The organism is Pararhizobium sp. P1_E7, assembly GCF_056405855.1.
This window is the reverse complement of sequence record NZ_JBFUBH010000017.1, coordinates 25221-48181: the sequence shown is the minus strand read 5'-3', so window position 1 is coordinate 48181 and position 22961 is coordinate 25221. Positions and strand designations below refer to the sequence as shown.

The 22961-nt window shown below is 62.4% G+C and carries 26 protein-coding genes; 12 read left to right on the top strand and 14 right to left on the bottom strand.

Annotated features, from left to right (window positions below; translation table 11 throughout):
* Positions 1-48: 48 nt before the first annotated feature.
* Positions 49-1440 carry a cysteine--tRNA ligase gene (gene cysS / locus AC1D17_RS16910; RefSeq protein ID WP_477566527.1) on the bottom strand — a complete coding sequence of 464 codons (1392 nt, stop codon included), beginning with the start codon at positions 1438-1440 and terminating at the stop codon, positions 49-51.
* Positions 1441-1854: 414 nt separating this feature from the next.
* Between cysS and AC1D17_RS16905 the strand changes: the two genes are divergently transcribed.
* Positions 1855-2010, top strand: a complete 156-nt coding sequence (locus tag AC1D17_RS16905; protein ID WP_477566526.1) for a hypothetical protein — start codon at positions 1855-1857, stop codon at positions 2008-2010.
* Between the two features lie 4 nt (positions 2011-2014).
* Here the strand turns inward: AC1D17_RS16905 and AC1D17_RS16900 are convergent, their stop codons facing one another.
* The gene (locus AC1D17_RS16900; protein WP_477566525.1) at positions 2015-2779 is read right to left on the bottom strand and encodes an SOS response-associated peptidase; all 765 of its coding nucleotides are present in this window, start codon (positions 2777-2779) and stop codon (positions 2015-2017) included.
* Between the two features lie 60 nt (positions 2780-2839).
* On the opposite strand from AC1D17_RS16900, the gene AC1D17_RS16895 reads away from it, so the two are divergent.
* From AC1D17_RS16895 to AC1D17_RS16860, 8 genes are all read left to right on the top strand, one after another.
* Entirely contained in the window at positions 2840-3259 is a 420-nt protein-coding gene (locus tag AC1D17_RS16895; protein WP_264219374.1) for an NUDIX hydrolase, read from the top strand.
* 58 nt (positions 3260-3317) lie between these two features.
* Entirely contained in the window at positions 3318-3740 is a 423-nt protein-coding gene (locus AC1D17_RS16890) for a TIGR02301 family protein (RefSeq protein WP_477566524.1), read from the top strand.
* A gap of 124 nt (positions 3741-3864) precedes the next feature.
* Positions 3865-4134 (top strand): hypothetical protein, encoded by a 270-nt coding sequence (locus AC1D17_RS16885; protein ID WP_113004128.1) that lies wholly within the window; start codon positions 3865-3867, stop codon positions 4132-4134.
* Positions 4135-4174: 40 nt separating this feature from the next.
* On the top strand, positions 4175-4897 hold the full coding sequence (locus tag AC1D17_RS16880) for a hypothetical protein (protein ID WP_477566523.1): 723 nt from the start codon (positions 4175-4177) through the stop codon (positions 4895-4897).
* A gap of 73 nt (positions 4898-4970) precedes the next feature.
* Positions 4971-5810 carry a CAF17-like 4Fe-4S cluster assembly/insertion protein YgfZ gene (ygfZ, locus tag AC1D17_RS16875; RefSeq protein WP_477566522.1) on the top strand — a complete coding sequence of 280 codons (840 nt, stop codon included), beginning with the start codon at positions 4971-4973 and terminating at the stop codon, positions 5808-5810.
* Complete coding sequence (locus AC1D17_RS16870; RefSeq protein ID WP_477566521.1) at positions 5810-6418, top strand: YfbR-like 5'-deoxynucleotidase; 609 nt, start codon at positions 5810-5812, stop codon at positions 6416-6418. Before ygfZ ends, AC1D17_RS16870 begins: the two co-directional genes overlap by 1 nt.
* Before the next feature lies 1 nt (position 6419).
* A complete protein-coding gene (locus AC1D17_RS16865; RefSeq protein ID WP_477566561.1) occupies positions 6420-6959 on the top strand; it encodes a tyrosine phosphatase family protein in 540 nt (179 codons plus the stop codon).
* The gene (locus tag AC1D17_RS16860; protein ID WP_477566560.1) at positions 6895-7926 is read left to right on the top strand and encodes an NUDIX hydrolase; all 1032 of its coding nucleotides are present in this window, start codon (positions 6895-6897) and stop codon (positions 7924-7926) included. Before AC1D17_RS16865 ends, AC1D17_RS16860 begins: the two co-directional genes overlap by 65 nt.
* A gap of 127 nt (positions 7927-8053) precedes the next feature.
* On the opposite strand, the gene AC1D17_RS16855 is transcribed toward AC1D17_RS16860, so the two are convergent.
* Positions 8054-8566 (bottom strand): superoxide dismutase family protein, encoded by a 513-nt coding sequence (locus AC1D17_RS16855; RefSeq protein WP_477566520.1) that lies wholly within the window; start codon positions 8564-8566, stop codon positions 8054-8056.
* A 109-nt stretch (positions 8567-8675) separates the two neighbouring features.
* Complete coding sequence (locus AC1D17_RS16850) at positions 8676-9389, bottom strand: sulfite exporter TauE/SafE family protein (RefSeq protein WP_477566559.1); 714 nt, start codon at positions 9387-9389, stop codon at positions 8676-8678.
* Positions 9390-9510: 121 nt separating this feature from the next.
* Between AC1D17_RS16850 and AC1D17_RS16845 the strand changes: the two genes are divergently transcribed.
* Positions 9511-9768 (top strand): hypothetical protein, encoded by a 258-nt coding sequence (locus AC1D17_RS16845; RefSeq protein WP_477566519.1) that lies wholly within the window; start codon positions 9511-9513, stop codon positions 9766-9768.
* A 10-nt stretch (positions 9769-9778) separates the two neighbouring features.
* On the top strand, positions 9779-10015 hold the full coding sequence (locus AC1D17_RS16840; RefSeq protein WP_477566518.1) for a DUF6434 domain-containing protein: 237 nt from the start codon (positions 9779-9781) through the stop codon (positions 10013-10015).
* On the opposite strand, the gene nadC is transcribed toward AC1D17_RS16840, so the two are convergent.
* From nadC to AC1D17_RS16800, 8 genes are all read right to left on the bottom strand, one after another.
* Positions 10012-10920: a carboxylating nicotinate-nucleotide diphosphorylase gene (gene nadC / locus AC1D17_RS16835; RefSeq protein WP_477566517.1), complete on the bottom strand. Its 909-nt coding sequence runs from the start codon at positions 10918-10920 to the stop codon at positions 10012-10014. The genes AC1D17_RS16840 and nadC overlap by 4 nt on opposite strands.
* Before the next feature lie 155 nt (positions 10921-11075).
* A complete protein-coding gene (locus AC1D17_RS16830) occupies positions 11076-12674 on the bottom strand; it encodes an L-aspartate oxidase (RefSeq protein WP_477566516.1) in 1599 nt (532 codons plus the stop codon).
* Between the two features lie 109 nt (positions 12675-12783).
* Entirely contained in the window at positions 12784-13863 is a 1080-nt protein-coding gene (nadA, locus tag AC1D17_RS16825; RefSeq protein ID WP_477566515.1) for a quinolinate synthase NadA, read from the bottom strand.
* A 171-nt stretch (positions 13864-14034) separates the two neighbouring features.
* Positions 14035-15279 carry an MFS transporter gene (locus AC1D17_RS16820; RefSeq protein WP_477566514.1) on the bottom strand — a complete coding sequence of 415 codons (1245 nt, stop codon included), beginning with the start codon at positions 15277-15279 and terminating at the stop codon, positions 14035-14037.
* Between the two features lie 139 nt (positions 15280-15418).
* Positions 15419-16264, bottom strand: coding sequence for an MOSC domain-containing protein (locus AC1D17_RS16815; RefSeq protein ID WP_477566513.1), 846 nt, complete (start codon positions 16262-16264; stop codon positions 15419-15421).
* Between the two features lie 81 nt (positions 16265-16345).
* On the bottom strand, positions 16346-17002 hold the full coding sequence (locus AC1D17_RS16810; RefSeq protein ID WP_477566512.1) for an HD domain-containing protein: 657 nt from the start codon (positions 17000-17002) through the stop codon (positions 16346-16348).
* 35 nt (positions 17003-17037) lie between these two features.
* Entirely contained in the window at positions 17038-19890 is a 2853-nt protein-coding gene (locus AC1D17_RS16805; protein WP_477566511.1) for a DUF2339 domain-containing protein, read from the bottom strand.
* A 214-nt stretch (positions 19891-20104) separates the two neighbouring features.
* Positions 20105-20563: a carboxymuconolactone decarboxylase family protein gene (locus AC1D17_RS16800; RefSeq protein ID WP_477566510.1), complete on the bottom strand. Its 459-nt coding sequence runs from the start codon at positions 20561-20563 to the stop codon at positions 20105-20107.
* A 141-nt stretch (positions 20564-20704) separates the two neighbouring features.
* On the opposite strand from AC1D17_RS16800, the gene AC1D17_RS16795 reads away from it, so the two are divergent.
* Positions 20705-21574, top strand: a complete 870-nt coding sequence (locus tag AC1D17_RS16795; RefSeq protein ID WP_477566509.1) for a sigma-70 family RNA polymerase sigma factor — start codon at positions 20705-20707, stop codon at positions 21572-21574.
* A 25-nt stretch (positions 21575-21599) separates the two neighbouring features.
* Here the strand turns inward: AC1D17_RS16795 and AC1D17_RS16790 are convergent, their stop codons facing one another.
* Both AC1D17_RS16790 and recO read right to left on the bottom strand, forming a co-directional pair.
* On the bottom strand, positions 21600-22109 hold the full coding sequence (locus AC1D17_RS16790; RefSeq protein WP_477566508.1) for a PaaI family thioesterase: 510 nt from the start codon (positions 22107-22109) through the stop codon (positions 21600-21602).
* A 14-nt stretch (positions 22110-22123) separates the two neighbouring features.
* Positions 22124-22870, bottom strand: coding sequence for a DNA repair protein RecO (gene recO, locus AC1D17_RS16785; RefSeq protein ID WP_477566507.1), 747 nt, complete (start codon positions 22868-22870; stop codon positions 22124-22126).
* Positions 22871-22961: the final 91 nt, after the last annotated feature.

Here is a 22961-nt window from a genome sequence, read left to right as displayed (position 1 = left end):
CCCGCAGCATAGGCCAAAGCATATGCCTCCATTATCAGAAAGACAAGTTTATCGCTTGACCTCCCACGTCGTCACCCGCTCGCCGGTTGCCGCATCCTTGCCGTCTTTCAACTGGATGCCCTTGGCGGCAAGATCGTCGCGGATCTTGTCGGCCTCGGCAAAGTTTTTGGCTTTCAGCATTTCAAGCCGCATCGCCACCAGCGCCTCAACCGCCGAGACGACAGCACCATCGACTTCCGCCGCCTTCGGCAGAACCCCCAGCAATGCGGCGCTTGCAGCAAAAACCGGAAGCATCGCCGGATCGGCATTGGCGGCAGAGGCCAGCGCATGCAGGGCCTGCACCGCCGCGACCGTGTTGAGATCATCCGCCAATGCGTTGATGACGGACGCCTCCGGGGCAGCATCGCCGGGTTTTCCGGCCGGCCATTTCGCCAAGAGGCGCTCCGCCTCCTCCAGCCGCTTGATCGAAAAATCGATCGGCTCGCGGTAATGCGTCATCAGCATCGCCAGCCGCAGAACCTCGCCCGGCCATTTGCGGCCGCCGAAGGTCTCGGTGTGCAGCAATTCGTAGATGGTGACGAAGTTGCCTTCGGATTTCGACATCTTGCGGCCTTCGACCTGCAGGAAGCCGTTGTGCATCCAGACATTCGCCATCACATCCGTGCCATGAGCGCAACGCGACTGGGCGATCTCGTTTTCATGGTGCGGGAAGATCAGATCCAGCCCGCCGCCATGAATATCGAAGGTTTCGCCGAGATAACGCTGGCTCATCGCCGAGCATTCGATGTGCCAGCCGGGGCGGCCCCTGCCCCATGGGCTTTCCCAGCCCGGCTCCTCATCGGACGACAGCTTCCAAAGCACGAAATCGCCGGGATTTTTCTTGTGCGCATCGACCGCCACGCGGGCGCCGGCCTGCTGTTCGTCAAGATTGCGCTTCGACAATTGCCCATAGTCGGCCATCGAGCGCGTATCGAACAGCACCTCACCCTCAGCCGCATAGGCATGGCCCTTGGCAATCAGCGTCGCGATAATCTCGATCATCAGGGCAATGTTGTCGGTGGCGCGTGGCTGCACGTCCGGCTCCAGCGATCCGAGCGCCCTGGCATCGTCGAGAAACTGCGTCTCGGTCTTTTCCGTCACCAGCCGGATGGCTTCGTTCAGCGGCAGGCCGGGATGGTCGCGCAGCGCCCGCGCGTTGATCTTGTCGTCGACGTCGGTGATATTGCGCGCATAAGTCACGTGGCTTTCGCCGTAGACATGACGCAGCAGCCGGTAGAGCACGTCGAAGACGATGACCGGGCGGGCATTGCCGATATGGGCGAAATCATAGACCGTCGGGCCGCAGACATACATGCGGACGTTTTCAGGATCGATCGGCGCGAAGACCGCCTTCTCCCGTGTCAGCGTGTTGTACAGTTTCAATTCCGGCAGTCCGCTCATTCCCAATCTCCCATTCCGCATAACACCGAATACACGCAGCCGCCCGGCTGGACCTTCGCGTTGTCATCTTGATTTTTGGGAGACGAAAACGGCCAGGCCAGCGGAGAAGCTAGCGAATAATAATCCGGCAGATGATGCAGATAACCGTTTTCATGGACGCTTTATCGCGCGTCGATCGGCCCCGGTCAAGAGGTCAGCCGCGCGCCAGCATCCTATGTTGAAATACTGGATTATTCGTCATTGTTTTGTCATGATTGGGCTTATGTGGAGACGCCGGGATGTCAGGGGAATCAAGGCTTTGAGCACTTGCTCATTAAAGCCTGTTTCCCCGGGCACAATAAGGGACGCCATTTTGGTGGAAAACACACAGGACGAAGCGCTCCCGGCTAGGGAAGCATCTGAGGAGAGTTTGAAATGCCTGGTAAAAAAACCGACAAGACCAGTCCGCGAGCAGCGGCCAATCTCGTCGAGCAATACCGTCCGCTCGGCCTGAAGGCCGTGCTTGCCGCCGCTTTGCAGATCAAGCCCAAGCCGGTGAAAAAGCCCGTCTGGCCCAAGCAGCCGGCCTGATCGCTCAAAAGAGCGACAGCTGCGGATTTGCGGATGGTTCCTTCGGCCTTGAGGCAGGCCGTGCGGTCACATGAACCGGTGTTTGAAGGTCGGCGCCGGTATTGGCCACCTTGTTTACCCGGTCCGATACGGCGATGACGTCGAAATAGTCGTCATCGACCGGCACCAGCAAATCGGCAATATCGCGCGGCTCCTGCGTCCGGCAGTCAAGCCAGCGGGCAAAATCCTCCGGTTTGATCACCACAGGCATGCGGTCATGGACATCGCCAATCCTTGAATTGGCGTGCGTCGTCAGGATCGCGCCCGTATCGACCTCGGATCCATCCGCCGAAGACCAGGTTTCCATCAGCCCGGCAAAGGCGACGACGCCTCCGTTTCGGGGCTTGATCCAGTAGGCCTGCGGCGCCTGGCCGCTTTCTTTCGACGGCCGATGCCATTCGTAGAAACCGGATGCCGGAATCAGCACGCGCCGGTGGCGCATCGCCGCCTTGAACGAGGCTTTTTCAGCTGCCGTTTCGGCGCGCGCATTGATCAGCAGCGGAAAGTCGCGCGGGTCCTTGACCCAGGACGGCGTCAGGCCCCAGCGGACGAGAAGCGCCCTGCGATCAGGCAGATTGCTGCCCGGCCGCTGGCGCTCGCCCGACATGACGATCAGGATCGGCTGGGTCGGCGCGATGTTGAAGCGCGCCGGAAAGTCCTCCGTTTCCAGAAGACCCCACATATCCGCCACTTCCCCCGGTGTCGCCGTCAGCGAAAATCGTCCGCACATGGCTTTCAATTCGCACTTCGCCTAAGGTGGGTCAAGTTTTCCAATGCTGGTTCCATCGACATGACCTCCTCTCCCCAACTTGCCTCGTCCGCCATTCTCGAGCGGGACGGGCGTTATCTGCTGGTGCGCCGCGCCAATCCGCCTTCGGCCGATATGTATGCTTTTCCGGGCGGCCGTGCCGAAGCGGGGGAAACACCGGCCGAAACTGCGGTGCGCGAGTTTCATGAGGAGACCGGCATCCTGCCGCGCAATCCGCAATTGTTCGAGACCTATGATCTGCCGCCGCGCGAATCGGACGGGGCCGGCGCCCGGCATTTTTTCCTTTCGGTCTTCAAGGTCGAGGCCGATCCGGATCTCGTTGCGATCGCCGGCGACGATGCGGCGGGGATCGGCTGGTATACGGCAGACGAAATCTTCGGCCTTCCCATCCCCGAAAGCGTGCAGGAATGCGTGGAAAAACTTGAAGCGCTGCGGCGGTGACGGGAACGCCCATCAAAATCCGCTTGCCCGCAGGCATGATTCGGGGCTTGAAAGGACAATGATCCGTTTTTTGGCCATACGATCGTGCCTGATGCTGGCTTTTGCCGGTCTGCCGCTCGGCGCGCAGGCGCAGGACGCCCCGCCATCAAGCGTACCCGCTATCGCCGCAGAAAAACCTGCCCCTTATGACGCGCGCTTGCTCCGCCTGTCGGAAATCCTTGGTTCCGTTCACTATTTACGCACGCTTTGCAAGGATGCGGCTGCCGATAGCTGGCGGCAAACGATGCAGAATCTGCTCGACAAGGAAGCGCAGGGCGAAGCCCAGAGGCGCGCGCGCATGACGGCCGCGTTCAATCGCGGCTATCGGACGTTTGCCTCCGTTTACACTGCCTGCACCCCGCAGGCCGTGGTCGCAGACGAGCGATACCGTGCCGAAGGAGCAACACTTGCTTCAGAAATAACCGCCCGCTTTGGAAATTAACGATAAATTAACCTCTTTCTTCAGGAGCCCGTGTCGTTTTGGGAAAAGGCTGCTAAGGTTGTTAAGAGAGTGGTAAGAAGTGGCATCGCATCGAGTTAGGTGCCAGTAAAGAGCGTGAAACGGCATGGAACGAATGATGGAACCCAGTCTGAATGACATCGACGACATGATTGTTCATGAGAAGATGCAGGCAGCCCTGGAACACCAGAATGAAGCCTGGGCGGATGGCATGGCGGATGGCATTGAGCCTGAAATCATCGCCGATGCCGCCATTGCCCTTGCCATGCGCGAAACGATCCGCCTTCATGGCGAAGACGGTGCCGAGGCCATGTTGAATTCGCTTCGCGAGCGCATGCTCGCCGGCGAGTTTTCGCCGGAACGCACCCTGCAGTAGTTTCGAGGCCGTCATGGAACGTCAGACATCAGCATGCCGGATGCGTGCGGTTCGCCTTTCCGCGTTGCTGCTTGCCGGCCTGTTCGCCTCGTCCGTCCTTCTGCCCCAAACCGCTTTCGCGCTCAGCGAGTTGAAGCAGATCCCCGGCGCGACAAGCCAGGACAAGCAGCCCAAGGATGTTCCCGAAGAGGACGAACCGGCCGATGAAGGACCGATGCAGATCCCGATGCCGGATCCGCTGGTCAACAAGCCTGACCGTGACGCCAAGGACGATTCGGCTGACGAGAAGGCCCCCGCCGCTCCGGTCGAGGTGCTGTCGGACGTTTCGAAAATCCCCGAACCTGTCGCCCGAATGCGCGAACTGATCGTCGAAGCCGCCGCCTCCGGCGATATCGAACGGTTGCGGCCCCTGCTCGGCAAGGGCCCGACCCAGACGCAGGTCGGTGAAACCGATGCCGATCCGGTCGAAACGCTCAAGGGCCTCTCCGGCGATCCGCAGGGCATCGAAATCCTGGCGATCCTGCTCGACGTCCTGTCGACCGGTTTCGTGCTGAGCGAAAAAGGCACACCGGACGAAGCCTATGTCTGGCCCTACTTTACCGAAAAACCGCTGGCTTCGCTGACCCCGCCGGAAAAGGTCGATCTGTTCCGTCTGGTAACCGCCGGCGATTTCGCCGAGATGGAAGAGGGCGGAAACTATAATTTCTACCGGGTCGGCATCACGCCGGATGGCCAGTGGAAATTTTTCGTGGCTGGCGACTGACAGGCCGCGCAAAGCGCTTGCCGCGACGCGTGCGAAATCCTACCTGTTTCATCAGATGAACAGGACAATCGCCATGCAGCCCGTCACTCTTCAAGATCGTGCCGTGATTACCGTGTCAGGACAGGACGCGCAGGACTTTCTGCAGGCGCTGATCACCACCGATCTCGATCTCCTCGAGAATGATGAAGCCAAGCCCGGCGCGCTTTTGACGCCGCAGGGCAAGATTCTCTTCGATTTCATGGTGACGCGTGACGGCAGCGCGATTCGCCTCGAAACAGGCGTGGAGCAGGCCGAAGCCTTGTTGAAGCGCCTGACCATGTACAAGCTGCGCGCACCGGTTTCCCTGTCGTTGACCAATCCGGCAACCGTCTCCATTCGCTTCGACGAGGCGCCGGGCGCCTATCGCGATGCGCGTTTTGTGAAGGCCGGGCAGACCGTTTATCGCTCCTATGGAGGCGAGAGCGAAGCCGGCGAGCCTGATCTGTACGAGCGCCTCCGCATCGCCAGCGGCATCGCCGTTTCCGGCCCCGATTATGCCCTGCAGGATGCCTTTCCACACGATGTGCTGATGGACAAGAACGGCGCGCTGTCCTTCAAGAAAGGTTGCTATGTCGGCCAGGAAGTCGTGTCGCGCATGCAGCATCGCGGCACCGCACGGCGGCGTGTCGTGATTGTCGCGGCGGAGACCGCGTTGCCGGCAACAGGAACGCCGCTGACCGTCAAGGGACGCCCAATCGGTATACTCGGCAGCGTCATCGGCGCGTCGGCGCTGGCGATCGTGCGCATCGACAAGGCCGGTGAAGCCATCGCCTCGGGCGAACCTATCCTTGCCGGCGATGTCACGGTGACGCTCACCCTGCCCGCTTGGACCGGCCTGGATTTCCCGGCTGAAGCCGACGAGGCAAGCGCCTGATGCCGTCGACCCGTGCCTGGCAGCGCATGCTTTCCGGACGGCGGCTCGATCTGCTCGATCCGTCGCCGCTCGATATCGAACTGTCGGATATCGCCCATGGTCTTGCCCGTGTCGCCCGCTGGAACGGCCAGACGAATGGCGATCATGCCTTTTCCGTCGCGCAGCACAGTCTGGTGGTCGAGGAAATCTTTCGCCGGCAGTTCAGCTGCACGGCCGAGGAGTGCCAGATGGCACTGCTGCACGATGCGCCGGAATATGTGATCGGCGACATGATCTCGCCGTTCAAGGCAGTGGTCGGCGGCGGCTACAAGGTGGTGGAGAAACGTCTGGAAGGCGCCATCCATCTGCGTTTCGGGCTCCCGTCCACAGCGCCTGCCGAGTTGAAGACCCGGATCAAGAAGGCCGATCACATCGCGGCCTATTTCGAGGCAACGGTGCTTGCCGGGTTTTCGCTCACGGAAGCCCGCAAATTCTTCGGCCAGCCGCGCGGGATTACCCGCGAGATGATCCTCATCGATCCGCTGCCGGCGATCGAGGCGCAAAAATTGTTTGCCGAACGGTTTGCCGCCATCGAAGCGGAACGCCTGAATGCACGGGCGGTGTCCTGAGATGCCGGTGATCGTCGTCTCGCCATTGTCGCGCATCGCCGAGATGGCCGTGCGCCACCGCGCCCGCGAAATGATCAGCCTGATGGCGAAGGAACAGGCCTTCCATCGCCCGGCCGTGATTGCGGCCGACCGGCACCTGCTGCTGGGGATGAACGATATCACCTTTGCCGGAAATGCCGGCCTGGTAGCGCCCGGCGAAGAGCACGTGCTGCAGATCATCGAATTTTCGCGGCAATGGGACCGGTCGTCGCCGCTTTTGATCCATTGCTGGATGGGCGTCTCGCGCTCGCCTGCAGCAGCAGCTATCGCCGCCTTGGCGGTGGAACCGGATCAGGACGATATGGACCTGGCGCTACGGCTGCGCGCCGCCTCGGCCTACGTCACCCCCAACTCCCGGCTGATCGAGATCGCAGACCGGTTGCTGTCGCGCAACGGCCGGCTGGTGGCTGCAATCAAGGCGATCGGCCGTGGCGCCGATGCGGATGGCAACGTGCCCTTCGTCTTTTCACCTGTGCCAGAGCCTGCCGCCCATGCCGGTTGACGACAGGGCCATCACCGTCGAAATCGGCCTCAACGCCGCGATCGTCGCGGTGACAAGCCGTTCGCCGCGCATCCTCGCGGTCAGCGATGAGCAGAGCGACAGCCGCGACGGCCTGCCGTTTGGCCCCTTCGATCCCGCCCACTATCGGACGTTTGAAACCAGCCTCAGAGCCAGCGTCGAGCAACAGACGGCGCTTAATCTCGGCTATATCGAGCAGCTCTACACGTTCGGCGACCAAGGCCGCCACCGCTTGGCGGGGGAAAGCGGCACGCACATGGTATCGGTGGGTTATCTCGCACTGACCCGCACCGATGCCGAAAACAATGCGCGCCTGGCTGAGGCCGGCGCCCATTGGCGCGACTGGTACAGCTATCTGCCCTGGGAAGACTGGCGGCAAGGCAGGCCCGCACTCATCGACCAGCTTATTCTTCCGGCCCTGCGCCAATGGGAAAAGGGCGGGCATCAGGATGAGCGCATGGGGCTGCCGCAGCGGCGTACCCGCACGCGGCTTGCCTTCGGGCTCGATGATTTCCCCTGGGACGAGGAGCGCGTGCTGGAGCGCTACGAACTTCTTTATGAGGCCGGTCTCGTCGGCGAAGCGGTGATCGACGGCCGTGCCGCCGCGACAGATGCGCCACCGGTCGGGCTCACCATGCGCCACGATCATCGCCGCATCGTTGCCACCGCCGTTGCGCGGCTGCGCGGCAAGATCAAATACCGGCCGGTGATCTTCGAACTGATGCCGCCGGAGTTCACGCTGACCGAGCTGCAGGCGACGGTCGAGGCGATTTCCGGCCGGCACCTGCACAAGCAGAATTTCCGCCGTCTGGTCGAAGGTGCCGAACTTGTCGAACCGACCGGCATGCTGACGGCGGCAACCGGTGGTCGGCCCGCGGCCCTCTTCCGCTTCCGCCGCCAGATCCTCGACGAGCGCCCGGCACCGGGCCTGAAAGTCGGCGGACGATAGAGCATATCGCGCAAAAGTGTCGGCGGTTTTGCGATAACGACATGCGTAAAATCAAAGACCTAAAGCGCAGGAAGCGATCCTGAAAGATCGCGACGCGCTTTAGGCGTTGCCGAACCGCCTGATCGAGCTATTCGATCACCGCGCAGGCCAGCCTGTCGCCGGCGTCGCCGGAGGGCTGGCTGCGGTTGTCGTCGGACTTTGCATGCACCATCAGTGCCCGGCCGCGAATGCCGTTTTCGGCATTGTCGAGAGCCACCATACTGTTGAAGACCTGGGCGCGCAGAACGCCGTCGGCGCCGGCATACTGGTTGGGCATGTCACCGGCATGCGGGCCGTTGGCAGCAAGAAATCCATGCTCGGTGTTGCCGGGATTGAAATGCTTGCCGGCCGATTCGTGATTGTGCGCGGCATCGCATTTGCCGTTTTCATGCACATGGAAGGCCACCCATTTGCCGGGCGGCAGGTTCGTCACTTCTACCTCGATCAGTACGCCGTTCTTGCCTTGCGTCAGCAACGCCCGGCCGGTTTCCTTACCATCCTTGCCGATGAAATTGGCGATGGCAGTCTGCGACGTTGATTGCGCGGACGCAGCTGCCGCTGCCACAAGGATGAGGGCGAGCGCGGTGATCAGGCGTTTCATGAGACATTCCTCCGGTGGGCTGTGACAGTATCATGCTGCAACGCCTGATGACGCCAGCGGTTCCACAATCAACCGTCGCGTTCTCCCAATCCGGCCCTGGCGCGATGGATTAGAAGATCCGCACGGCCGATGTGGCGATGATGACGAAGGATACGGCGATCATCAACGGCCGCACGGGCACCCGCCTGACGACAAGCGCACCGACTGGCGCCGCAAGCACACCGCCCAGGACGAGGCCGATGGCGGATCCCAGATCCGACCAGCCAAGCGCCAGCACAAAAGTCGCCGAAATCGTCAGGGTGACGGCAAATTCCGTCAGGCTGGTGGAGCCGATGACCTTCTTCGGATCATGGCCCCGGCCGATCAGCGAGGTCGTGACGATCGGTCCCCATCCGCCGCCGCCGGCCGCATCGAGCACACCACCACCCAGACCGATAAGCGGCACCGCCCAGTCCCTGACCTCACGCAGCCAGAGAGGCCGAAAGGCCTTGAACAGGATGTAGATGCCGACCAAAATCAGATAGGCCGAAACGAACGGCTCGATCGTCTCTCCATCGACAGTGGAGACGCCATAGGCGCCCAGCACACCGCCGATCATGCCGGCCGGCGCCAGGCGCGCGATAAGACGCCAGTCGATATTGCGGTGATAGGTGTGGGACGCGCCGGACGCGGCGGTGGTGAAGATTTCGGCGATATGGGTCATGGCGCTTGCCGTTGCCGGCGGCACGCCGACCGCGAGCAGGCTGGTGGTGGACAACAGGCCGAAGGCCATGCCGAGCGCGCCGTCAACCAATTGCGCCAAAAAGCCGATGACGACGAACATCCAGAAATCTACCGACACGAACAGTCCTTCATCACATCCAGCCTTTTCGAGACTTGGTATTATTTGCGCCAATCGCATGGTGTTGGTAAAGGTTCCCCACCGGCAATTCACAAGAGCAGTGATGAACGGGCCGCAATGCAAGAAAGACGATGCGATGAAGATGATTGCCGTTTTCCTCGCCGGTACCATTCTGGCGGCGCCGCAGGACAAGCCTGCCATTCCCGACTATTTCGGCGGCAATGACGCCACAGGCCAGCCGGTCCAATGCAATCTCAGCAGCGAGGATGTGAACGGGCCGTTCAAGACCTGCCGCTATGACTGCGGCAAGACGCTGACCATCGGTTCCCGGCTGGTCTGCCCCTTCGTGCTGCAGAAATAGGAGACGGCAGGTGACGGCTTTCGACTGGCACGCCGATCCGATCGACCGCGATACGCCGGTCACGCCGGCCTACCGCAATACCCAGAATGTCCGCCGCTTTCTCACCGCTGAGTGCGGTGACGGCTTTGCATTCGACCGTGCCTTCATGGCGTGGATCAAGGACGGCGCGGAAAAGACCATGGGTGACGTCGCCGGCGAATGGAAGCGCCGGCACGCAAGCCAGATGCCTGATGCGGCATTGCCTTAGCCGATCACTACATCCAGTCCGATGTCCAGCGTCGGCGCTGCCATGGTGATCTTCGAAGTCGAGATATAGTCGACGCCGGTTTCGGCGATGGCGCGGATGGTCTGGAAATTGACATTGCCGGAGGCTTCCAGCTTGGTGCGGCGCGGATCGGCTGCGTAGACACTCGGTGAAAGCTGCCAATGGGCAGCATTGACGGAGACGGCCTGGCGCAACAGGTCCGGCCCCATATTGTCGAGCAGAATGACATCCGGGCTGGCGGTCAGAGCCTGCCGCATCTGGTCCAGTCCATCCACTTCGACCTCGATCTTCACCAGATGGCCGCCATAAGCGCGCGCGGCGTGGACGGCGGAGGCGACACCGCCGGAGACGGCGATATGGTTGTCCTTGATCAGGATCGCGTCGTCCAAGCCATAGCGGTGATTGGAGCCGCCACCGAGGCGTACCGCATACTTTTCAAGCGCCCGCAGGCCGGGAATGGTCTTGCGGGTGCAGCAGACCTTTGCGCTGGTATGGGCGATCTCGGCTGAAAATTTCGATGTGTAGGTGGCAACGCCGCAGAGATGCATGAGGAAATTCAAAGCCACGCGCTCGGCCGACAGCAGGCCACGGGCCGGCCCGGAAATGCGCGCCAGCACCGTGCCGGGCGCGATCGGGTCGCCGTCCTTCACCAGCGCCTCGAAACGGATGGCCGGATCGATCAGGCGAAAGGCGGTGCGGGCGAGCTCCATGCCGGCAACCACGCCGGTTTCGCGGGCGTTCATCTCCGCGGTCGCGGTCTTATCCGGCGCGATGGTGGCATAAGTGGTGATGTCACCGGCGCGGCCGAGGTCTTCCAGCAATGCCGCGCGGACCTGATCTTCAACCATCAAAGCGGGCAGTTCTGGGCGAAGGGCGGTTGGTGTCATTGTCGATCCTCAAAAAATGCCGTTGCGAAGGCCCCAGCTTTGTCAAACCGGCCCCTTCAGTCGTCATCCCCGGCCTTGAGCCGAGAACCCCGCGCCTGTCTCTGGCCCTCGGGTCAAGCCCGAGGGTGACGGAGCAATGCGGTCCGATTGAACCCTTAAACGCTTTCCGTTTCCGTCACCTCTGCCACGACCCGGTCGGCTTCAGCGAGCGTCAGGAACGTCCGGTGCTTCCATTCCGGGCGCGGGTCCGGGCAATCGGAGCGGTAGTGGCCGCCGCGGCTTTCGGTGCGCAGATAGGCGCCGGTGGCGATCAGCTTGGCCGTGGTGACAATATTGCTGAAGCGCAGCCGGGTGTTCTGGCGCTCCAGATTGGCAATCGCACGGATGGCGCGGGTGAGCGCGTCCTGGCTGCGGATAACGCCGACATGATCGCTCATGATATGGCGCAGCGCCGTCAGCGGAGGGCTGTCTTCCAGCGTCACGGGATCGTCGTTCTCGCCGGCATTGTCGCCCCAATCGGCGATCTTCGGCTCCGGCAGCATGCCTTTGATGTTTTCGGCAATACGGGCGGCAAAGACCACAGCTTCAAGCAGCGAATTGGAGGCAAGCCGGTTGGCGCCATGGACGCCGGTCGAGGTCACCTCGCCCGCAGCCCAAAGGCCATCGATCGACGTACGGCCTTCCGCATCGGTCAGCACGCCGCCCATATGGTAGTGGACGGCCGGAACGACCGGGATCGGCTGTGTGACGGGATCGATACCGGCCGACAGGCAGGAGGCATAGACCGTCGGGAACAGTTCGGCAAAATGCGCGCCGACTGCCTTGGTGCAATCGAGAAACGCCCCGCGCCCGGCCTGCACCTCGGCAAAGACGCCGCGCGAGACGATATCGCGGGGTGCAAGCTCGCCGTCCGGATGGATATCCAGCATGAAGCGACGACCGGCCAAATTGATCAGGTGCGCGCCGTCGCCGCGCAGGGCCTCGGTTGCCAGCGGCGCCGGATCGCGGCCGATATTGATCGCCGTCGGGTGGAACTGGATGAATTCCGGATCGGCGATGATGGCGCCGGCGCGGGCGGCCATGCCGACGCCCTGACCGCAGGCTTCGGTCGGATTGGTGGTGACCGAGAAGAGATGGCCGACGCCGCCGGAGCACAGCACCACGGCACGGGCCGGAAACGATACGCGCTTCTTGGACTGCCCGGCATCCGGGCGGGCGATGACGCCGGAAATGAACCGGCCCTGGCGCACCAGTTCCTCGACCACATAGCCTTCCAGCACCCGGATCGACGGCGTGTTGCGCACGGCTGCAATCAGCGCTTCCATGATCGCCTTGCCGGCCATGTCGCCCTTGACGCGGACGATGCGGCGCTCGGAATGGGCGGCCTCGCGCGACAGGAGCAGCTTGCCCTCAAGATCACGATCGAACGGCACGCCATAGCCAAGCAGGTCATGGATGCGCGCCGGACCTTCGGCGACCATCATCCGCGTCATCTTCTCGTCCACAATGCCGGCACCGGCAATCAGCGTATCGGCGACATGCTTGTCGATGGTGTCGCCAAGCCCCATCGCAGCGGCGATGCCGCCCTGTGCCCAGGCCGACGAGGCGCCGTGCCCGATGGGGGCTGCGGCAAGCACGGTGACGGGACGCGGGCTGAGTTTTAGCGCGCAAAAGAGCCCGGCAAGGCCGCCGCCGACGATGACGATATCGTCAATGCCGTTGAAGGACTGTGGGCGGAAATGGTCTGTCAGCATGCTATTCCTCCTCCGGCGCCGCTCTTCCCTCCCTTTGTGGAGAGGGTGGCCCGCAGGGCCGGGAGGGGTTTTTCCCTGAAAACGGAAAGTCCCCTCCCCGAGCCCCTTTCTACTGCTTCAAATTCACCATTCGCTCGACGGCAAGTCTTGCGCGGCCGGCAATGGCCGGATCGACCAGGACTTCCTCCGTCATGAACAGCAGGCTGTCGAGGATCTTCGGCAGCGTGATGCGCTTCATGTGCGGACAGAGATTGCACGGCTTGATGAAATCGACGCCCTTGACCTCGGCCTGGATATTGGAGGCCATCGAGCATTCTGTGACCAGCAGCACGCGCGCCGGGCGCTTGTCCTTGACGTAGTTGATCATGCCCGAGGTGGAGCCGGCAAAATCGCAGACGGCGATGACATCCGGATGGCATTCCGGATGGCCGATAATTTCGATCGACGGATCGGCTTCCTTATAGGCGAGCAGTTCGGCCGCCGTGAAGCGCTCGTGCACCTCGCAGTGCCCCTTCCAGGTGAGGATCTTTTTCTTCGTCTGCTTGGCGACGTTCATCGCCAGGTATTCGTCCGGGATGCACAGAACGGTGTCGCTCTCCAGGCTTTCGATGACGGCGAGCACGTTGGACGAGGTGCAGCAGATATCGGTCTCGGCCTTCACGTCGGCCGAGGTGTTGACATAGGTCACCACCGGCACGCCGGGATAACGCTCCTTCAACAGCCGCACATCGGCGCCGGTGATCGATTCCGACAGCGAGCAGCCGGCCTTGCCGTCCGGGATCAGAACGGTCTTTTCCGGGTTGAGCAGCTTGGAGGTCTCGGCCATGAAGTGCACGCCGCACTGGATGATGATCCCGGCATCGACCTTGGTGGCGTCGCGCGCCAGCTGCAGCGAATCGCCGACGATATCAGCGACACAATGGAAGATATCCGGCGTCTGGTAGTTATGGGCGAGGATGACGGCGCCGCGCTCCTTCTTCAGCCTGTTGATGGCATGCACATAGGGCGCATAGACCGGCCATTCGAACGCAGGGACGAACTGTTTGACGCGTTCATAGAGATGGGCTGTCTCGCGGGCGATCTCCGGCGTAAACGTCAGGTCCGGCCTTTCGAGGATGCCGAAACGCTCGGCGGCGGTCTTTGCCGCGCTTAAACCTCCAACGGCTGCCTGGTTCTGTGCAATGGTCATCGAACTGCTCCTCTTGCCGCCCCTCCGGCGGCAGACCTATTTTGCTCAAATTGAGCATAATAGGATCAAAACAAAACCGGCAGTGCCGGTGGATGAGACTTAGAAAGTTTTGTGACAGTTTTCAAGAATGCTCTCCCGCTATTTCTGCGGGAGAGCACGAAAATACAGGTATCAGGCCATCGCCGGGCGGGCGACGGCCTTTTCCTCGATCGGCCAATGGACGATGGCGGCGAAGATGCCGAGCACCACGCCCAGCCACCAGACCGGGTCATAGGAACCCAATTGGTCATAGAGATACCCGCCCATCCAGACGCCGAGGAACGAACCGATCTGATGCGACAGGAAGACGATACCGCCGAGCAGACCGAGATGGCGCGTGCCGAACATGATGGCGACCAGCCCATTTGTCGGCGGCACCGTCGATAGCCAGAGCAGGCCCATGAGGGCGGCAAAGATGATCACCGACGTCGGCGACTGCGGCAGGAGCAGGAAGGCGGAGACGACGACAGAACGGCCGATATAGATCAGCGACAGGAAATAGGGTTTCGAATAGCGCTGACCGATGAAACCGGCCGCGAGAGAGCCGATGATGTTGAAGAAGCCGATCAGGGCCAGCGCAATCACCGCATAGCGCGCATCGATGCCGATATCGCCGATATAGGCCGGGAAATGCGCAGTGATGAAGGCGACCTGGTAGCCGCAGACGAAAAAGCCGGTGACCAAGAGCAGATAGCTCTTGTGGCTGAGCGCCTCCTTCAGCGCCTCGCCGATCGACTGCTTGTACTGTGCTTCCCTCTGGGTGCCGGAGGACGAATTGCCGCGCAGCGGAATGGCAAACAAAGGCACGAGCAGCATCAGCGCACTCATGTAGATCAGACTGTCCGACCAGCCGAAGGCCGAAATCAGGCCCTGGCTCAACGGCGCAAACAGGAACATGCCGGCGGAACCGGCCGCCGTGCAGATGCCGAAAGCCATGGAGCGCTGCTGTGGCGTGACATTGCGGGCAAAGGCAGACAAAAGGATGCCGAAGGAGCCGGAGCCAACCCCAAGCCCGACCATGACCCCACCGCCGATATGCAGCCAGATCGGCGCATCGGCAAAGGCCATGAGGATCAGGCCGCCGGCATAGACGAGGCCGGAAAAGGCCAGCACCCGCCAGGAGCCGTATTTATCGGCGATCGCCCCGAAGAATGGCTGGCTGACGCCCCAGGCGAGATTCTGGAAAGCCATGGCAAGACCGAAGGTTGTCCGGTCCCAGCCGGTATCGGCAAGCATCGGCAGCTGGAAGAACCCCATGGCCGAGCGCGGTCCGAATGTCAGAACGGCGATGAGGGAGCCGGCGATGATGATCAGCCAGGGCAGCCCCGGACTGGCGGCAGACGCTCGCGTGGCGGAAGCGGTGGAAACGGCGGACATAAAGCGACTCCGTGTGAGTGGAGCCGCAACCTACGCGGTGACGCCTTACAAAAAAAGCGAATTAAAATGACCTTCGGATCAGCCATATTGATGAATGAACATGATGGTTCAGCAGCGCACAGGGAAAACTGTGGCGGCGTTAGGCCCTGATCTTCATCGGCCAGCGCTCTTGTCGTGCGCTGACGATCCGCATCTCGTCGCCGAGATTGACGGTCCCTTCAGAGCGCGGCACGGCGTTCCAGCCGAACAGCACCCCCGGAACGCGGCGGTCCGCCGACATGCGCTTTTCGGCGAGTCCCTGGATCGGGTTGCCGCCGATACGCTCGCCGGTCACCTGATCCTGCGTCGTCATGATGCAGCGGGCGCAGGGTTTCACCAGATCGAAGGTGATGCCGCCGATCTCGACGCTTTCCCACAGGTCTTCTTCCCAGGGCTCATCATTGTCGATCAGGATGTTGGTGCGGAAACGGTCCATGCCGACCGGCTCCTGCCCCTTGGCGATCAGCGAGACGTTGAGGTCGGCAAGCGACGCCGTGGTGGTGATCAACACCGGAAAGCCATCCGCAAAGCCGACGGACGCCGCCTTGTCTGCCCATTCCTCACCAACGGCGCGGCGCGCCCGGTCATCCATATGCACCAGCCTGACAGGCCGGCCGAACCAGCCGGAAAGCGTGGCGTCGGCGCGGTTCTCGGAAACGGCTGCGTTGACCTCGCTGTCCCAGACGCGGACATTGAGCCGCCGGTCAGGATCGAAGGACACGGTTACCGTGCGGGTGCCCATTTTCAGATGGACGCCGCCGGTTACATGGGTGGCCTCAACCTGAGCCAGCACCTGCAATTCCCGCTGGGTGATGAACTTTCCATCGGGATCGACAACCATGAAGCGGCGATCACCGGCCAGCCCGTCGTGCTTGATGGAAACCGAGGTCTGCGCGATGGCGCGGCCGCTCTTCAGCGGGTGGATGTTGAGACCGGTCACCTTCATGTCGTCACTCCCAAGCGTTCAGATTGTGATTCAAGAGCATGGCACACTGATTCCGGCAACTCCGCCAAGAACCTGATTTGGCTAGATTTCCTCGATCAGCATGCCGAGCACCGCGCGCAGCCGTTCCTGCCGCTGCCGGGCGAGCGCGCGGCCCGCCGCCGTCTGGAAACCATCCGTCAGTTTGAACAGCTTCGTCTCGAAATGGTCAATGGCAAAGGCCTTGTCATCCAGAGGACGGTCTTCTGCCAACGGATCCAGCGGATCGTAAAGCCCGCTGCCCATCCGCCCGGCAATGTAGAAGCAGCGGGCAGCGCCGATCATGCCGATCGCATCCAGCCGGTCCGCATCCTGCAGGATCTTTGCCTCGAGGCTTTCCGGCGGGATGTTGGCGGAAAAGCTGTGGGTGACGATCGCATGGGCGACCGCGGTAATCTCCATGGTCCGCCAGCCGAGCGCATCAAGCACCTCGAAGGCCTTTTCCGCGGCAAGCCTCGAAGCCTGCGTGCGGTGGGGTGAATTCTTTTCGACGGCGACACAGTCATGCAGCAGGACGGCAGCCGCGATGATGCGCAGGTCTCCTCCCTCAGAGCCATGGATACGCAACGCATTCTTCCAGACCCTGATCAGGTGGGCGGCATCATGCGAACCGTCATTGCCCGGGACGGCATGGGGCAGCAACTGTTCTGCAAGGGCCTGGTGAGGCGCGAAAGCGGCGGCGAGCGAGGCAGTGTGGCTCATGCGGCATCCATCCTAAGGATTGCAGGGGAATCGGTTCAGGCTGTTTGCCCCGGTTCCGCGTCGATGTCCACCGGCGGTTCCCGCTGCAGCTCGGCACTCGCCTTGCCGGACAGGATCTTCTGGTAGAACAGCCCGATGCCGATCAGCACTGCGCCGAGCCCGATGAAGGACAGGGCGCGCAGAAAGCCTTGCAGGTTGGCCATGTCGATCAGGAACACTTTCAGCACCGCGACGAAGACCAGTACCGCCGAGGCGATGCGGATGCTCTTGGCATTGAAGCGGGAACCGAGCACCAGCAGCAACACGCCGAGAAGCAGCCAGACGACGGAATAGGTATAGGTTTCGCCCTCGAGGAACCCCTTCCAGTCGGCGACATTCTGGCCCTGCCAGAACCGGCGCACCGACAGCGTTGCCCAGGCAAAGACGAGAACGGCGCCGGTAACGGCAAGTGCTGTCACATAGGGCATCGGCCTCTTGCCGCGGGCATACCAGGCGAGCCCGGCATAACCGAGCCCCGGCAAAAGGTAGCCGATCAGGAGGAGATCGAAGAAGGGGATCGAGCCGAGCAGCTCGCCGCTGAAATACGGATTGAGCCCGATCAGATGGGCGCCGAGGATCGAGAGCATCGACAGGACGCCGATCGCCATGCTGCCATAGCGGAAGACCGGGCTTGGCGATTTCCGGTCGAGCGTCATCATGATGCTGGAACCGCCGATGGCGAGCAGCGTGTAGATCGACTGCTCGCCAAGCGTCGGCACGGAACTGTCGAGCACGCCGCCGTTCATGGCGTGGCGCACGAGGATGGCAACCGTCAAAAGCACGAACAGGCTGGCGAGAGCCTGCAGCAGGTTGCGCACACGCAGGTCCGGCCAGCGGCGAAGCTCGAATGCCGAGAGAACGAGCAGCAGCGCCGGAATGCCGTAACCGGCGAGAAGCGCATTGAAGATCGGTGTCTTACCAAGCTGGAACGGACCGACAATGGTCGGCTCCCAGGCGATGCGGGCAAGGACGATAATGGCCGCGCTGACCATCATCCAGGGTAGAGCGGGCCAGGAACGCAGCCGCGTTGCCGCGACATAGACCGCGCCAAGCACGGCGATCAGGACCGTGGTTGCAAGACCGTCGGTCAGCGCATGCAATGCGATGACGAAAAGGCCGAGAGAACCGGCGACCAGAAACGCCTGCGGCAGATCGAGGCTGTCACCGGCGGTCTTGCCGCGTGAAAACCACTCGGCAAGACCGAGAAGGATCAAGCCCGCCGCCAGCGCAAACAGTCCGTGTGAAAGGTCGAATGTCAGATTGCCGGTCATCAGCAGCGACATGCCGATGAGCGCGATCGGGACAACAGCGATGATGGCGGCCCAGATCGTCGCCAGTGGCTGTTGGTCATTGCAGTGCACATGAATGGCCAGCGCACCCAGAGCGATGAAGACGCAGGAAAGCCCCATGCTGGCCAGCATCGCGGTGTGGCCGGAAACCGCCAAGGTCGCGATATGACCGGGAATGGCTGGGTCGATGAATGTCAAAAGGCCGCTCAGCGCCGTCATGCTCCAGACACCAACGACCGCAACGAGTGCCGACAGGACAGCGGGATAGACGGCATAGCTGCGAGAGGCACCAAGGGCTGCGAGCGCCGAAACGACGAGGCAGAATTCGATGACGGGATAGCCGGACGCCGTGGCGAGCGGGCTGATCATTGCAAGCGCTGTCAGGACAACAGAGATTCCCGCTGTCACCGTGATCGCGGCAAACGGCGGCGTCATTGTGCGTTGCCAGGAGGTGCGCGGCGTCGCGGGCGGCTGGTCTGCCGGCTCGCTATCGATGATGCCAGCTAGCCGGCCGGGCCAGATGAAGCCGACACCGGCGATCATCACCAGCATGATCAGGGTCACCGGCCGCGTTTCGAATGGCGTCGATGAGGCGATATAGGCAAGCGCCCAGAGGCAAAGACCGATATTGGCGGCCGAGGGCACGATAGTCCAGCGGCGGACCCGCGCGGCAAGGAGCGTGGCGATCCAGGCAACACCGAGAAATCCGAACAGGCTCCAGGGGCTGGGGCTTTCAGACGACACCAGTGCCGGGGTGATGAGCGAGGCGAGCAGGCCGAGGCCGGCAAGGCCCTGCCCATGCAAAAGCGACAGGCCGACGGTGGCAAGCGATACCAAGGCCAGCAGCGCGAAAGCTGAAACCGGTCCGATGAAACCGTAAATGCCGTGGGCGGCATAGCAGACGCCGAACAGCGTCACAGCGCCCGCCGCCGTCAGGATGCCGGGGATCATGGCGTTCTGGAACGCGTCGGCAACCAGAGGCACGGCGCGGCGGCGGACGAATTCGCCGATTGCCATCAGGGCAAGACCGAAGGCGGCCGCCATGAACAGGCGCACTGCCGGGCTGAGAAGCCCCGCATCGATCGAATATTTGACCATGAAAATGCCGCCGAGCGCCAGCGCGATACCGCCGACCCAGACGGCCCAGCGCGCGCCCAGGCGGCTTTCGAGGCTTTCCTTCTGCCGCGGGGCAACGGCATCGACGGTGGTCAGCCCGCTTGGGCGGGCAGCCACGGGTTCGCCACGGGACGCTTTTTCAACCTCATCCTGGCTGACGGGCGGACCGCCGAAGACGGCGTCGACCTTTTTGATTTCCGCAAGGCGCTTGCGTTCCCATGGGAAGGCCTCAACCGGTTGCGGGGCGATTTCCGATGCCTCGGGCTGATCGGCGGTCTCAACCGCCACATCGGCAGTGAAGGCGACGGGACGGAGCGCCTCAACCTGCGCCAGTTGCTCCTTCAGCGCCGCGATCTCGGTCTCCAGCCTCTCGGCTGTCTTGCGTCCGTTGAGAAGCGCCGCGAGCGCCAGACCAAAAGCAACGAAAGCAATGACTTCGATCATGTTTTCTCCCCGGCGCCCGTGCAATCGTTCAAACCATACAGCTTTTCAGCCGAAGGCCAAATCGGAGACGGCTCAGGGTAGCAATATCTTCACCGGATTATCGCCAACTCGTCATTATGTGGGGCACGTCATCGATGCCGGGCTGGGGAGATGGTCAACCTCACGCAGTCAGAACATGGCGCCGTGGCCGCGACGCCATGTTTCTGATCGTGGTCTATGGCTTCCAGACGCCGGCAACCTGCCTTGTGGCAGCATTCAGCCGGTTCCAGACGTTGATGTTGGCAATCGCCAGAATAAGCATCGCCAATGCCGTTTCGTCATAGTGCCTGGAAACCTCGTTCCAGAGATCGTCCGGCACCGGATCGGCACGGTCGCTGATGCGCGTCAGCGCTTCGGTGAGCGCAAGGGCCGCCCGTTCCGCATCGGTGAAATAGGGCGTATCGCGCCAGGCGGCGACGGCGAAGAGACGCTCGTCCGTCTCGCCGGCTTTTCTCGCAAGGCGCGGGTGCCCATCGACGCAGACGCTGCAGCCGTTGATCTGGCTGGCCCGAAGGTTGACCAGTTCGAGGGTCAGCAGCGGCACAACACCTTTTCCGGTGACGGTCGCAAGCGCATTCAGCGCCTGCATGGCTTCGGGGATCAGGACGGCGGGGTGGTTCATTCTGGCTTGCATGGATATCTCCTCAATCTGTGGGCAACCGGATATCGGCATCCGGTATCGTTCTGGACGTTGAAATTTCCGGCGATTGTCTGTCACATCGTCCGGTTCTCGTTCGTCAAAGGCATGACGAATTGCTGAGGAGGAATGTGACGGATGGATGGGGAAAAATTTCTGGCAGAGAAATTTCAGGCGGATCGCGCGCGGTTGAGGGCAGCGGCTTACCGCATGCTCGGCTCGCGCACGGAAGCGGAGGACGCAGTTCAGGAAGCCTGGCTGCGCCTCGGGCGCTCGGACATGACGGAGGTCGGCAATCTCAGCGGCTGGCTGACGACAGTGGTGGCGCGGATTTGCCTCGATATGCTGCGCGCCCGCAAATTGCGCCGGGAGGAGGCTTGGGGGCCGCACGTCCCTGAACCCGCAAGCTCAAACGGCGATGCCGAGCATGAAGCGGTGCTTGCCGATTCGGTCGGCGCCGCGCTGTTGATCGTGCTGGAGACGCTGACACCCGCCGAACGGCTGGCCTTTGTGCTGCACGATATGTTTGCGGTCCCGTTCGACGAGATTGCCGTGATCGTCGATCGAACGCCAGACGCAGCACGGCAACTGGCGAGCCGCGCCCGCCGCAGGGTTCAGGGCGCCAGAACAAGCGTGGACGCTGATCGCAGTGCGCAACGTGGGATCGTCGAGGCATTCCTGGCCGCATCGCGCGGCGGCGATTTCGAGGCACTGCTTGCCGTTCTCGATCCGGATGTGGTCTTCCGCGCCGATGCCGCCGCCGTCAAACTCGGGTCGCTTGCCGAAATCCGCGGCGCCGCAGCCGTGGCAAACACCTTCAAGGGCCGGGCAACCGGCGCGCAGCCTGCATTCGTGGATGATGGTTTCGGGCTGATCGTCGAGGTCGGCGGGCAGTTGCGCGTCATCCTGCGTCTGACCATCAGCGACGGGAAAATCGCCGAGGTGCAGGCCATCGCCGATCCGGACAGGCTTGGCGAGATCGGCTTCACCCTGTTTAGTCAGGCGTGATCGTCCCCTCAGGCCTGCCGCGCGGTCAGCGCATCAGGTTCTCGATCGGGAAGATGGCGCAGGTTTCCGTGCCGTGCGCCAGAAGCTTGCCGTTCTTGTCCTTCAGCCAGGCCTCCGAGGTTGCCAGTGTGCGGCCTCGGTGGACGATCTTGCCTTCGCAGAACACCTCGCCCATGCCGGGCAGCAGCGGCCGCACCAGGTTGATCTTGAATTCGACGGTCGTATAGGCCTCGCCCGGTTTCAGCGTGGTCATGACGGCGCAGCCCAGCGCCGAATCCATGATGGTCGCCGCCCAGCCGCCATGCACCGTGCCGAGCGGATTGAGGTGCTCGGCGGACGGCAGCCCGGTGAACACGACCCTGCCCTCTTCGACGTCGCTCAATCCGAACTTCAACGTCGCAGCCATCGGCGGTGCCGGATGAACGCCTGCCAGGAGATCGAGCATCGCCTTCAGTCCGCCATCGCGCGCGACAGCTTCCAGCGGCACCGTGCCGATGCCGGACACGGTCATTCCGGGGTAGAGTTCAACGGTCATACTTTCGGGATTCCTTATGGATGGGCGACGGTGTCTTGCGGCTTCAGGGCCTTGAGCGCGGCCTGGACAAACCCCTCACGGGCAGCCGAAAGGCCGATGCCGCGCGGCTCGTAGACATGGCGGTGGAGGAAGAACGCCGTCATGCGGAAGGCGGCGGCGAGGCTGTCATAGTCTGCAGCGCCCCCTCCGGCCAGAAAGCCGGGCAGGACCAGCATCTTGTCGGCATAGGGCGCGCCTGCCGCACGGCTGACGGCGCGGCCGGATTTCGGCGAGACATAGACCAGATCGTCGCGCGCGCCGGTCGCGGCACATTCCGCAAGGTCGAGGCCGAAGCCGAGATCGTTGAGAACCGCGATCTCGAAGCGGACGAACAGTTCTCCGGCGTCGCGGGGGTCGTGCAGGTTTTCAAGAATGATGTCGAGCGCTTCATAGAGATGCGGATGCGGATCGCGCTCGGGCAAGAGCCTGAGCAGCGCCCCCATGGCCTGGACGCCGTAGACCGAGGTTGCCGCCTCCATCAGCCGGGCGGCTCGGAGCCTGACCGGCTCCATCCTGAATTCGCCGAGATGCTCGTCGAGCCGCGCCCGCCAGGTGACCTCGACCTCGTTGCCGGGTTGCAGCACCGGCTGCATCGTCCGCGACCGGCCGCCGCGCACAAGCCCGAGATGGCGCCCGCGCGCATGCGTCATCACCTCGGCAACGACAGAGGTTTCCCCGTGCCGTTTCACACCGATGATGATGGCCTGATCGCTCCATTGCATGTCTTAAGTTTTACCCCTGGCGGCAGGCGAAGACAATCAGCACGGAGCCCGGTTGTCGAAGGTCCCGGCAACCGGATTCCCTATTCTCTGT